The organism is Streptomyces albireticuli, from assembly GCF_021228125.1.
Lineage (GTDB): Bacteria > Actinomycetota > Actinomycetes > Streptomycetales > Streptomycetaceae > Streptomyces > Streptomyces albireticuli.
This window is the reverse complement of the sequence record NZ_JAJQQS010000003.1, coordinates 886,624-897,968: the sequence shown is the minus strand read 5'-3', so window position 1 is coordinate 897,968 and position 11,345 is coordinate 886,624. Positions and strand designations below refer to the sequence as shown.

General features: G+C 75.4%; 9 protein-coding genes and 1 pseudogene. 6 read left to right on the top strand and 4 right to left on the bottom strand.

Going from position 1 to position 11,345, the window contains the following annotated elements:
* Nucleotides 1-192: pseudogene (locus LUZ64_RS08375) on the top strand (L-lysine 6-monooxygenase); the annotation flags it as partial.
* 68 nt (nt 193-260) lie between these two features.
* Complete coding sequence (locus LUZ64_RS08370) at nt 261-470, top strand: MbtH family protein (protein WP_095581464.1); 210 nt, start codon at nt 261-263, stop codon at nt 468-470.
* A 90-nt stretch (nt 471-560) separates the two neighbouring features.
* On the opposite strand, the gene LUZ64_RS08365 is transcribed toward LUZ64_RS08370, so the two are convergent.
* Nucleotides 561-1,430, bottom strand: a complete 870-nt coding sequence (locus tag LUZ64_RS08365) for a helix-turn-helix transcriptional regulator (RefSeq protein WP_095581463.1) — start codon at nt 1,428-1,430, stop codon at nt 561-563.
* 241 nt (nt 1,431-1,671) lie between these two features.
* Here LUZ64_RS08365 and LUZ64_RS08360 point away from each other — a divergent pair, with 241 nt between their 5' ends.
* The 3 genes from LUZ64_RS08360 to LUZ64_RS08350 all read left to right on the top strand — a co-directional run bounded on the left by LUZ64_RS08360 (nt 1,672) and on the right by LUZ64_RS08350 (nt 5,210).
* Complete coding sequence (locus tag LUZ64_RS08360) at nt 1,672-2,808, top strand: alkene reductase (RefSeq protein ID WP_095581462.1); 1,137 nt, start codon at nt 1,672-1,674, stop codon at nt 2,806-2,808.
* A 509-nt stretch (nt 2,809-3,317) separates the two neighbouring features.
* The gene (locus tag LUZ64_RS08355) at nt 3,318-4,163 is read left to right on the top strand and encodes a PLL family lectin (protein ID WP_232389705.1); all 846 of its coding nucleotides are present in this window, start codon (nt 3,318-3,320) and stop codon (nt 4,161-4,163) included.
* 159 nt (nt 4,164-4,322) lie between these two features.
* A complete protein-coding gene (locus LUZ64_RS08350; RefSeq protein WP_095581461.1) occupies nt 4,323-5,210 on the top strand; it encodes an NAD(P)-dependent oxidoreductase in 888 nt (295 codons plus the stop codon).
* Between the two features lie 34 nt (nt 5,211-5,244).
* Here the strand turns inward: LUZ64_RS08350 and LUZ64_RS08345 are convergent, their stop codons facing one another.
* Nucleotides 5,245-6,453 carry a serine hydrolase domain-containing protein gene (locus LUZ64_RS08345; RefSeq protein ID WP_232389706.1) on the bottom strand — a complete coding sequence of 403 codons (1,209 nt, stop codon included), beginning with the start codon at nt 6,451-6,453 and terminating at the stop codon, nt 5,245-5,247.
* Between the two features lie 250 nt (nt 6,454-6,703).
* On the opposite strand from LUZ64_RS08345, the gene LUZ64_RS37105 reads away from it, so the two are divergent.
* Complete coding sequence (locus LUZ64_RS37105; RefSeq protein ID WP_095581460.1) at nt 6,704-9,706, top strand: AfsR/SARP family transcriptional regulator; 3,003 nt, start codon at nt 6,704-6,706, stop codon at nt 9,704-9,706.
* Between the two features lie 35 nt (nt 9,707-9,741).
* Here the strand turns inward: LUZ64_RS37105 and LUZ64_RS08335 are convergent, their stop codons facing one another.
* Both LUZ64_RS08335 and LUZ64_RS08330 read right to left on the bottom strand, forming a co-directional pair.
* The gene (locus tag LUZ64_RS08335; RefSeq protein ID WP_232389707.1) at nt 9,742-10,725 is read right to left on the bottom strand and encodes a TauD/TfdA family dioxygenase; all 984 of its coding nucleotides are present in this window, start codon (nt 10,723-10,725) and stop codon (nt 9,742-9,744) included.
* Nucleotides 10,726-10,929: 204 nt separating this feature from the next.
* Nucleotides 10,930-11,211, bottom strand: a complete 282-nt coding sequence (locus LUZ64_RS08330) for a hypothetical protein (RefSeq protein WP_095581214.1) — start codon at nt 11,209-11,211, stop codon at nt 10,930-10,932.
* Nucleotides 11,212-11,345: the final 134 nt, after the last annotated feature.

The following is an 11,345-nucleotide window of genomic DNA, read 5'->3' as shown; positions in this document are numbered from 1 at the left end:
ATCTACCTCCAAGGCGGCACCACCGAACACACCCACGGCATCACCTCCACCCTCCTCTCCACCCTCGCCGTCCGCTCCGGCCACATCCGCGACTCCCTCCTCCTACGCCGCGCCGAACAGGACGTACGGGCCCGGCTGGAGGCCGAGGCCGGTGCGGTCGGCGACGGCGTCACGGCCGCGCACACGGCCTGAGCCACCCGACCCTCATCCTGACCACCCATCAGAAACCTGACACGGAACGACGAAGGAGCACCACAGCCATGGCCGCCACCAACCCCTTCGAGGACGACGACGCCCGCTACCACGTCCTCGTCAACGCCGAGAACCAGCACTCCCTCTGGCCGGTCTTCGCCGAGATCCCCGACGGCTGGACCGTCGCGCACGGCGAGGACTCCCGCGAGGGCTGCACCGCCTACGTGGACGCGCACTGGACGGACCTGCGCCCCGCGAGCCTGGTCGCCCAGGCCTGAAGGACCCGGTAGGTCCCGCGCGGAGGGCCGGTGGAAGACATCCTTCCACCGGCCCTCCGGCCTGCCGGGGCACGGACCGGTGGGATCCGTTCAGCGCGCGGAGTCACCGCCGGCGAGCACGGCCGGCTCCGCCGGGCGCGGTACGGCCGCGGCGAGCCGCTCCAGCGCCCGGTGGTCCGGCGTGCCGGGCGCCGCGGTGTACACGACCAGGCGCAGCGCCGAACCGACGGCCTCCAGCACATCGCAGTCGAGGGTCAGCCGGCCGGCCTCGGGGTGCTCGACCGTCTTGGGCTGTGACGCGCTCGCGGCGACGCCGGTCCTCGCCCAGGCCGCGGCGAAGGCCGGGCTGCGCTCCAGGAGTTCACCGACGAGCGCGCGCGGACCCGGGTCGTCCGGGAAGCGCCCGAGGCTCGCGCGCAGGTCGGCGACGGCGTACGCCTCGAAGGCCGCGGCCTCGGCGGCCGTACGGACCACCCGGGAGGCGCCTCCGGTGAAGTGGCGCCGCAGAGCGTTGCGTTCGCCGTCCTCCCCGGACGCGTCGTCCCCGAGGAGGGTGACCGCCAGCGGGTTGGCGAGCACGACGTTCCAGGCGCGGTCGATGACCATCACCCCCGCGTCGTGGAGGCGGTCGATGACGCGGTGCAGTCCCGGTGTGACCCGGCCGGCCGCGGCGCCGGGCGCCGGGGGCGCGTGCCCGGCGAGCCGGAAGAGGTGGTCCCGCTCCTCGCCGCTCAGCCGCAGGACGCGGGCCAGCGGCGCGAGGACCGAGGCGGAGGGCCGTCCCGCACGGCCCTGTTCGAGCCTGGCCAGGTATTCGACCGAGAGTCCGGCCAGGGTGGCGACCTCCTGGCGGCGCAGCCCGGGGGCGCGCCGGCGCGGCCCGGCCGGCAGGCCGGCCTCGGCGGGTGCCAGGCGGTCGCGCCAGGCGCGCAGACAGGTGCCCAGGTCGGTGGGGTCCATGACCCCATTGTGGCGTGTGCGGATCGGCTGAGGGTCGCCCTGCCGGTACCAGGATGATCTCGGCCCTCGTCCCGGCGGGACGGCCGCTCCCACGATGGGCGAGGAGCACGGGTCCTCCCGGAACGCGCGTCGCCGGTGGCGCCGCGGTGCGGCCCGCCCGTGCTCGTACCCCACTGATCCGGCACCGCCCCGGTTTCCGTACCGCCCCGGCCGGTGCCGCTCCCGGCAAGGAGATACCGCCATGAGCACGATCCGGCCGACCGCCTCCGTCCAGCCGCTGCTGCGACCGGCTGACCTCGGTGGCCTCCGGCTGCCCAACCGCGTGGTGATGGCCCCGGTCACCCGGGCCCGCGCGACGAATCCCGGGCTGGTGCCGACGGAGCTGCACGCCGCCTACTACGGGGAGCGTGCCGGCGCCGGGCTGATCGTCACCGAAGGGACGTGGGTCAGCGAGCGGGCGATCGGTTTCGTCGACGTCCCGGGCGTCTACAGCGAGGAGCAGGTCGCGGGGTGGCGGCGGGTCACCGAGGTCGTGCACGCCCTGGGCGGCCGCATCGTGCTCCAGCTCTGGCACACCGGCGCCGCCTCCCACCCCGACCACCTGCGGGGGGAGGTGCCCGCGGGGCCGTCGGCGGTCGATCCCCGCGAGAAGTCCTTCACCCGGGAGGGGTTCAAGGACACCGTCACCCCTCGGGAGATGACGGCCGCGGACATCGCGCGCACGGTCGCCGAGTACGGGGCCGCCGCGGCGAACGCCCGGCGCGCCGGGTTCGACGGGGTCGAGGTCCACGCCGTCGGGCCGTATCTGATCCCGCAGTTCCTCAATCCCCGGCTCAACAGGCGCACCGACGCCTACGGGGCGGGCGCGGCGGGACGGCGGCGGCTGCTGTGCGAGATCGTCGACGCGGTCGCCGCCCCTTGGAACGGGCGGTGCGTCGGCGTCCGGCTGTCGCCCTACTGGGACACCGGCGACCGGTTCGTCGCCGACGAGCGGACGCTCGCCGAGTACGACGCGCTGGTGACGGAGCTGGGCGCGCGCCCGGTGGCGTACCTGCACCTGCGGGGGCGTGACCTCGCCGCACCGGGCGGCACCCCGGACTTCGGGGCGTTCGCGCGGTACCGGCGGCTGTTCGGCGGTCCGCTCATCGTGAACCTGGGGTTCGGCCGCGAGTCCGGGAACGCGGTGGTCGAGGCGGGGATCGCCGACGCCGTGTCGTTCGCCACGCACTTCATCGCCAATCCCGACCTCGTCACCCGGTTCGCGATGGGACGCGCGCTCGCGGCCGGCGATCCGGCCACGTACTACACGGGCGGGGCCGCGGGCTACGTCGACCAGCCCGTGAGCGGGACGGGGTCCCCGTCGGCCGGACGGGGCTGAGGGCGCGGGACACGAGGGCCGCGATGCCGTCGCCGCCCGTGCCGGGTGCCGGGCGAGGCACGGCCGAAAGCCGGGGTGTGCCGTGCGGCGGAGCCGTGTACGGTGCGGGCGATGTCGCGGTGGCGTGAGCGTCCCGCACTGTTCCGAAGCGGCTCGCGCCGGTGCTCCGGCACCCGGGTGAGCCGTGGTTCCGCCCGCCACCACGGCACGAAGGCCGGGGCGCCGGCGACGGCGCCCCGGCCCTGTGGATTCCAATATTCCGGACAGGAAGGGCCGTGCGCATGCGGAAGCGACTGCGCGAGAGGTTCAGACGGATCTGCCGGACGACCGGCGCACCGAGGCCGGGAGTCACAGGACCGCGTACGAACGGTGGGGGTGGTTCCCGCCGTACGAGCCGTACCGGCCGTGCGGGTCGCGCGCTGGCGGCCGCCGTGGTGGGCGCCCTGCTGGCGGCCGCCCCGGGGCTCGCCTTACCGGGGTCGGCCGCCGCGGACCCGAGGTCGGCCACCGTGTTCGGGTCGTCGATCGCCGCCGCGCGCAACGCCGACGGGCGGCTGGAGCTGTTCGGGACCAACAGCGGTGACGCGATCTACCACCGCTGGCAGACCTCCATCGGGGGCGCCTGGTCCGGCTGGGCACAGTTCGACGGCGCGCTGCGCGCCGTCGCGTCCGAGACCAACGCCGACGGGCGCGTGGAGCTGTTCGGCGTCAACGGCGCCGGCTCCATCTATCACCGCTGGCAGACCTCCCCCGGCGGCGGCTGGTCCGGCTGGGCACAGTTCGACGGCGCGCTGACCTCGATCGCCGCCGCGCGCAACGCCGACGGACGACTGGAGATCTTCGGGGCCAACAGCGCCGGGAACATCTATCACCGCTGGCAGACCTCCCCCGGCGGCGGCTGGTCGGGGTGGGCGCAGTTCGACGGCGGGCTGACGCAGGTGGCGGCCGAGACCAACGCCGACGGGCGTGTCGAGCTGTTCGGCGTCAACAGCGCCGGAAGCATCTACCACCGCTGGCAGACGTACCCCGGTGGCGGCTGGTCCGGCTGGGAGCAGTTCGACGGCGGCCTGTCCTCGATCGCCGCCGCGCGCAACGCCGACGGACGACTGGAGATCTTCGGGACGAACAGCGCCGGCGGGATCTACCACCGTTCGCAGAACTCCATCGGCGGCTCCTGGGGTCCCTGGGCGCAGTTCGACGGCGGCCTGAGCCAGGTGGCTGCCGAGACCAACGCCGACGGCCGCATCGAGCTGTTCGGCGTCAACAGCGCCGGCTACCCGTATCACCGCTGGCAGACCTCCGTCAGCGGCGGATGGTCGGGCTGGGTGCTGTTCGACGGCCTGCTGAGGGGCTGAGCACCGAGCCGGACCGGTGACGGCGGCCACGGCGGCGGGAAGCCCCGGGGGTACGGGCCGCGCCGCCCGTACCACCGGGGTGTCCGCGCCCCGGGGGCGTGCCGAAGCGCTCCGGCACGCCCTTGACCTGGAGCGCGCTCCAGCTCATATGGTCGGGGCATGTCAGACAACACGCCCTCCGTGGCCGTCCTCGGCACCGGCATCATGGGCTTCCCCATGGCCCGTAACCTCGCCCGTGCCGGACTGGACGTGCGCGCCTGGAACCGCAGCCGCGAGAAGGCCGTGCCGCTCGCCGCCGACGGTGTGCGCGTCGCGGAGACGCCCGCCGACGCCGTGCGCGGCGCGGAGGTCGTGCTCACCATGCTTCACGACGGGCCCGCCGCCCTGGAGGTGATGCGGGACGCCGCGTCCGGTCTGCGGGCCGGTGCCGTCTGGGCGCAGTCGACCACCGCGGGCCTCGACGGGTTCGACGCGCTCGCCGGCTTCGCCCGGGAACACGGCCTCGTCCTCGTCGACGCGCCCGTCCTGGGGACGAGGCAGCCGGCCGAGGAGGGGAGGCTCACCGTCCTGGCCGCCGGGCCCGAGGCGGTTCGCGGCACCCTCTCGCCCGTGTTCGACGCCATCGGCGGGCGTACGGTCTGGGTGGCCGACGAGGCGGCCGGTGGCGCCGCGACACGGCTCAAGCTCGTCGTCAACAGCTGGGTGCTCACGGTCACCCACGGCACCGCCGAGGCGCTCGCGCTCGCCGAAGGCCTCGGTGTGGACCCGGCCGCCTTCCTGGGCGCCGTCGAGGGCGGCCCCCTGGACATGGGCTATCTGCGGGCCAAGGCACGGCTGATCCTGGACGGCGGCCTCACCCCGCCGAGCTTCGCCACCACCACGGCCGAGAAGGACGCCCGGCTGATCGTCGAGGCGGGGGAACGGGCCGGGGTGCGCCTGGACGTGACGGCCGCGGGCGCCGAGCGCTTCCGCCGGGCCGCCGAACAGGGCCACGGTCAGGAGGACATGGCCGCCTCGTACTTCGCCAGCTTCGACGACCGGGGGTGACCGGGAGCACGGGGTCACGGGCCGGGCGCGCCGCTCAGCCCTTCCCCTTCGTGACCGCCTCCGCGAGCCGCAGCGTCATCTTCTGCTGGCTCGCGTCCCGGTGGGTCGGGTTGAAGGAGTAGGAGACACGGCGCTGCTGGTCGCGCGTGGCGAACACCGCCGAGTTGTAGCCGTACCGCTCGCCGGTCTTGCCCCACAGCGTCACGCCGTTCACGGTGACCGTCTGGAGACCGGCGCCGTAGCGGGCCGGGCCGCCGTCGAGCATGCGCACCTCCGCGGGCGGCAGTGTGAACATCCTGTCCAGCTGGGCCTTCGGCAGGAGCTCGCCGGAGAAGAGCGCGGTGATGAAGCGGTCCAGGTCGCCGGTCGTGGAGATCATCTCTCCTTCGCCCCAGGCCTCCGTCTGGTCGTACTCCGTGACGTCCTCCAGGTGGCCGTCCGACATGGCCAGGTAGCCGTGCACGTGCGGGCCGCGGATCTTCGGGTCCGCGCCGGGGAGGGACGTGCGGTCCAGGCGCAGCGGGCGCAGGACGCGCTTGCCGATCTCCTCGCCGTACGGGCGGCCGGTCACCTTCTCTATGAGCATCGCGGCCAGCACGTAGTTGATGCCCCGGTACTCCTGCTTGGTGCCGGGCGCGAACTTCATCGGGCCGCGGGTCACCATGGCCGCGAGCTGCTCCGGCTTCCACCGGTCGTGGCGGTGCCGGAGGATGTCCTCCGGCGTGTCGAGGTCGGGGATGTCCGGGCCGCTCTCGGCGGGCAGGCCGCTGGTGTGGTTCAGCAGCTGGGTGGCCGTGATCGGCGGGAAGCCGTCGGGCAGCACACCGGGCAGGCGGCGCTGGATCGGCGCGTCCATGTCCAGCTTGCCCTCGGCGGCGAGCTGGAGCACCACGGTGGCGACGAAGACCTTGGTGATGCTGCCGATGCGGAACCTGTCGTCGGGGCGGACGGGCCGGCCGGTCCGGGTGTCCGCGACGCCCGAGGTGCCGTACCAGCGGCCGGCCGAGCCGCTGACCCGTATCTGTGCCGCCGTCAACTGAGGGTCCCCCAGCTCGGACAGGGCCGCCCGGAGGGCCCGGGTGTCGAGGGGCGGAACCGCCGGGGCGGTGGTGGAGGTGGCGCCGCCGGGGCGCGGGGCGGCCGCGGCGCCGCTCGCGGGCAGGGCCGCCGTCATGAGCAACGAGCCGGCCAGGGCGGCCCCGAGGAGGGCCCGGCGGGAGAGGAAAGTGGACGAGTGCGTCATGTCGATCATGGTTGTCCGCCGGGGCCGCGCCGCCATCCGGGGCGTACCCCCACCCGCCCCTGAGCCGTCCCTGACCCGCGGCCGGGGGTCGTCCCCCATGGCCGTCGGGGTCCCCGGCGTCATGGACCGTCGCCCGGCGCGCGCACGTACCGCCGCCGACGGGACACCGACCGTACGTGCGCGGGAGCATATGATCGACCGGGATACGTCGGGACGGGGGGAGTCGTCAGAATTGCCCGCGCCGCACCAGATGACTCGCATCCTTCTGCTCGGGCCCGTGCAGTACGTGCCGGTCCGGGGGACGGCCGCCCGCCCCGGCGCACCGGGGCCGCAGGCCGTGCTGGCGGCCCTGGCGCTGCGCGCGGGGAACCTGGTGACCATCGACGAGCTGATCGACGGGCTTTACCACGACGACCCGCCGTCCACCGCCCGGCGCGTGGTCGTCAACTACGTGCACCGGCTGCGGACCCACATCGACCGCGTGGACCCGGCGGAGGGCACCTCCGGGGAACGCCCCTCCGCCGTCATCGGGACGACCGACGACGGATACGTGCTGCGGCTTCCCGACGAGTCCGTCGACGCGCTGCGGTTCGGCCTGCTCACCGCGCGGGCCCGGCACCACGCCCGGAGCGGTGACCCCGCGGCCGCCGCGGCCGCTCTGGAGGAGGCGCTCGGGATGTGGCGGGGGACCGCTCTCGCCGGGCTGCCCGGGCCGGCCGCCGAGGACCACCGCCGCGCGCTCACCGAGCAGCGGGCGTCCGCCGTGGAGCACCACCTGGAACTGCTGCTGGAGTGCGGCCGCAGCGCGGAGCTCGTACCGGACATCCTGCGCGCGCTGGAGGCGTACCCGTACCGGGAGCGGCTGCACGGCGCGTTGATGCTGGCCCTCTACCGCTCCGGGCGCGCGGCCGAAGCGCTGCTGGCCTTCGAAGACGCCCGCAGGGTGCTCGCGGACGAGCTCGGCGTCGACGCGGGCCCGGCCCTGCGGGAGCTGCACGCCGCCGTCCTGGCGGAGGACCAGGCGCTCCTCGCGGTCCCCGGGGGGCGGGCGCTCCTCGTCGCCCCCTCCCCGGCGGACGAGGACTCCCCGCCGTCGGCCGCCCCGGTGCGACCGGGCGTCCAGGAGCTCCCGGCGCCCGCTCAGCTCCCGCCCGCGCCCTACGACTTCACCGGCCGTCAGGAACAGCTCTCCGCGCTGGTCGGCGCGCTGGACGGTGGTGCCGAGCACGCCGTCGCGGTCATCACGGGCATGGGCGGCGTCGGCAAGACCACGCTGGCGCTGCGCACCGCGCACACCGTCGCCGCCGGCTACCCGGACGGGCAGCTGTACGCGAACCTGCGCGGCCCCGACGGGGCTCCGGGCGACCCGGCCGCGATCCTGGCGGGCTTCCTGGCGGCGCTGGGCGTTCCGCACGAGCGGTTCCCGGCGTCGCTCGCCGACCGCACGGCGCTGTTCCGCACCCTGTTGTCGCGGCGCGCCGTCCTGGTCGTGCTCGACAACGCCGCGGGCGTGACACAGGTCGAACCGCTGCTGCCGGGCGCGGCCCGGTGCGCCGCGCTGATCACGGCGCGGGCCCTGGCGGCCATGCCCGCCACGCTCACCGTTCCCCTGGTGGGCATGGGGACCGACGACGCCGTGGAGCTGATAGGCAAGGTCGCCGGGGCCCGGCGGCTCGACGAGGAGCCGGAGGCCGTGGCGGCGCTGGCCGCGGCCTGCGGGCACCTGCCGCTGGCGCTGCGCGCGGCGGGCGCCCGGCTGGCGGCCCGGCCGGCGTGGAGTGTCGCCACGCTGCTGGAGCGCGTGTCGGACCAGGCCCGGCTGCTCGGGGAGCTCCGGGTGGGAGAGCTGACGGTCGAGGCGGTCTTCGAGCTGTCGACGTCGCAGCTGCCGCCGCGGCAGGCCCGCGCGTTCATGGCGCTGTCGATCCCGCACTACGCGGAGTTCGACGTCAGGGGCGCGGCCGCCGTTCTCGACCTGCCGGAGCGGGACGCCGAGACGGTGCTGGAGGCGCTGGTCGACGCCGTCCTCCTGGAGACCCGCGCACCGGGCCGCTATCACTTCCACGACCTGGTCGGCGCGTACGCCCGGGCGAAGGCGAAGGCGGAGCTCTCCGAGAGCGAGCGCCGTGCGGTGGTGCGCCGCGCGGCCGACTACATCTGCGCGAGCGTCGTGGCGGCGGTACGGGCCTCGCAGCCGCTGGCCGGTCCGCTGACCGCCGACATCCACCCCCGGCGGTCGGCCGGCGCGGACGTGGGGACCGGGCGTGACGCGATGCTGTGGGTGCGGGGGGTGCTGCCCACGGTCGTCGCGGTCGTCGAGCAGGCGGCCGCCAGCGGTGACCCGGACGCGGTGGCGCTGGCCGTGGACACCGTCACACTCGTGCCCTGCTTCGAGGACATCGTGCCGCTGGGGTCGTTCGCGCAGGCGGCGACCGCCCTGGTCCCGGCCGCCGTGGCGCTCTGCGGCGGGGACATCGCGGGCACCGCCTACTACGCGGCGGGGGTGGTGCTCCAGAAGCACTCCTCCCCCGAGTCCCTGCACCGCTCGCGGGCGCACCTGCTGAGGGTCCTGGACATCTTCGGGGACGCCCCGGCGCCGGGCGGCGGCCCCCGCCCCTTCCTGCTGGTGCTGTTCTCCCTGGCGATGCTGGCCCAGCTGGAGCTCCAGTTCGGGAACTTCGCGGCGGCCCGCGCGTACGCGGAGCGGTCGGTGGCCGTGGCGGAGGTCAGCGGCGACCGGGAGCTCGTCGCGCGGCGGCGGACCCTGCTGCTCCAGGTCGAGGTCGAGGACCCGGAGCGGCGGATCGATCTGGTCCGGATCGGTGCGGAGTGCCGGGAGCTGTCGGGCGTCTTCACCCGGCGCGAGGACGAGAAATGGCTCATCAGGATGCTGATGACGGAGGCGGAGAGCGTCCTGCGCGGCGGCGGGCACGCGGAGGCCGCCGGGCTGTACCGCCGGGTGCTGGAGCGGGCCCGGCACAGCGGCCACGCCCGTAACGAGACGGAGTGCCTGTTCCGGCTCTCCGAGGCGCTCCTGGCGACCGGCGACACCGGGGCGGCCGTCGACACCGCGCGGGACGCCGTGGCCGGTGCCCGGCTGGCCCAGGAACCCTTGCTGACGGCGCACGGTCACCGGGCTCTCGGGCTGGCCCTGCGGGCGGTGGGCGAGGAGGCGGAGGCCGCGTCGCACCTGGAGCGGGCCGAGGAGCTGTACCGGGCGCTGCGCAGGCCGCCGGGAACGGCGGAGGTCTGACGCGCCCCCGCGGGCCGGTCCCCCGTGCCGGCTCCTCACGGACACGTCAGCAGTCCCGCCCGTGCCGGAAGGGGCGCGGCGGCGGGCCGGACGGCGGACCGGCAGTCGGCGAACGTCAGGGGGGCTCCCGTGGCGACGACGATCCGGCGGTCGCCGCGGTAGGGGTCGCGGCCGTGCGCGCTGCGGACGTTGTCGACGAGCATGAGGTCGCCCGGCTCCCACGCGCGGCGGACGGTGGCGGCCTCGTAGGCGGCGCTGATGGTGTAGAGCTCGCCCCTGGTGAGGGGCAGGCCGTCGCCGAAGCCGGTGTGGAAGGGCAGCCCGTCGTGGCCGAGCTCGTCGACGAGGATCTCGCGGACCTTCTCGTCCAGTGACCACTCGTTCCAGAAGGCCATGTGGTTGAACCACACCTCCTCGCCGGTCTCCGGGTGGCGGACGACGCCGGGGCGCAGGCCCCGGGTGCGGAGGCCGCCGTCCGCGCGCCATTCGCAGGAGACGAGGTTCTCGGCGCAGCGGCGCTCCACCTCGGCCCGGGAGCCGGTGCCGAACGCGGAGCGCCAGCCCGCCGGGACGCGGTCGGAGTACGTGCGCGTGAGCAGCCAGCCGTACGTCCGCATCCGCTCGACCAGGTGCGGGGGGAGGTAGCGCAGCACGGTCCGGCAGTCGGCGACCGGGGTGGCGCCGCCCTGGTCGGGGGCGCTCAGGCAGCCGAAGAGCAGCAGCCCGGGGAAGGTGAGGGCGTGGCTGTCCTCGTTGTGCGTCCGGATCGACTGGCCGGACGGCAGGTTCGTGGTGGTGCGGACGCCGTGACCGAGGTCGCCGCGGGGGGTGGCCGTCTCCCGGTGCGGGGTGCGCTGCGGCAGGAGCACGTCGCGGACCTGCGCGAACGCCTCCACACTGTGCACGGGAAGGCCGCGGATGTATACGGCGCCGTGCTCCCGCAGGCCGGCGCGGAGCGCGTCGTGCGCGGAGGCCAGCCAGAGGAGGGCCTCCTCGACGCCGGGCTGGTGGGGGGCCACGAGTGTGGCGGGCCGGCCGGGCCCGACGGACCAGTGGAGGTTCACCGGTGCCCGCCCGGGGCACGGTGGCGGAGGCCGGCGGCGGGGGAGGCCGGGCGGGGTGTCGGACGGTACCGGGGCCGGGCCGTACGGGCCGGCTGCCGCTGTTCGGACATGGAGGGTCTCCGGGTCGATCGGCGGGGAACGGTTGGGGGGGCGCCGGTCCTAGGCGGGGCGGACGGCGTGGACGCTCCAGTCGCGCAGGAGCGGGGACATGGCCAGCGCGCGCCGGCAGATGTCCAGGGCGGCGGCCCCGGCGGCCGCCCCGGGGGGCTCCAGGGTGAAGATCCCCAGGTGGAGGCGGCCGGGAGCGCAGCGGACGCTGATGTGTTCCAGGCGGTCCTCGGCGGTGGCCGCGACCCACAGCAGGTCGCTCACCTGTGCCCCGTCGAGCACCTGAGGGGCCCCGGTGCCGGTGGCGGCCAGGGTGATGACGGTCAGTCGCATGGTGGGAGGTGCGTCAGTCCCGGATCACAGCGCTCGCACCGACGGGAGGGCCGGGGTCCACCGGTCGGCGGTGGCGGCGGGTCTGCCGGGGACGCGGGTGCGGACTGCCATGGGAGACGCCTTGTCTGGTCGGG

What these genes read in the sequence shown, in the direction of transcription:
- LUZ64_RS08360 (WP_095581462.1), top strand. Translation starts at nt 1,672, where the DNA reads ATGAGCACGATCCGGCCGACCGCCTCCGTCCAGCCGCTGCTGCGACCG.
- LUZ64_RS08350 (WP_095581461.1), top strand. Translation starts at nt 4,323, where the DNA reads ATGTCAGACAACACGCCCTCCGTGGCCGTCCTCGGCACCGGCATCATG.
- LUZ64_RS37105 (WP_095581460.1), top strand. Translation starts at nt 6,704, where the DNA reads ATGACTCGCATCCTTCTGCTCGGGCCCGTGCAGTACGTGCCGGTCCGG.
- LUZ64_RS08345 (WP_232389706.1), bottom strand. Translation starts at nt 6,453, where the DNA reads ATGACGCACTCGTCCACTTTCCTCTCCCGCCGGGCCCTCCTCGGGGCC.
- LUZ64_RS08370 (WP_095581464.1), top strand. Translation starts at nt 261, where the DNA reads ATGGCCGCCACCAACCCCTTCGAGGACGACGACGCCCGCTACCACGTC.
- LUZ64_RS08365 (WP_095581463.1), bottom strand. Translation starts at nt 1,430, where the DNA reads ATGGACCCCACCGACCTGGGCACCTGTCTGCGCGCCTGGCGCGACCGC.
- LUZ64_RS08330 (WP_095581214.1), bottom strand. Translation starts at nt 11,211, where the DNA reads ATGCGACTGACCGTCATCACCCTGGCCGCCACCGGCACCGGGGCCCCT.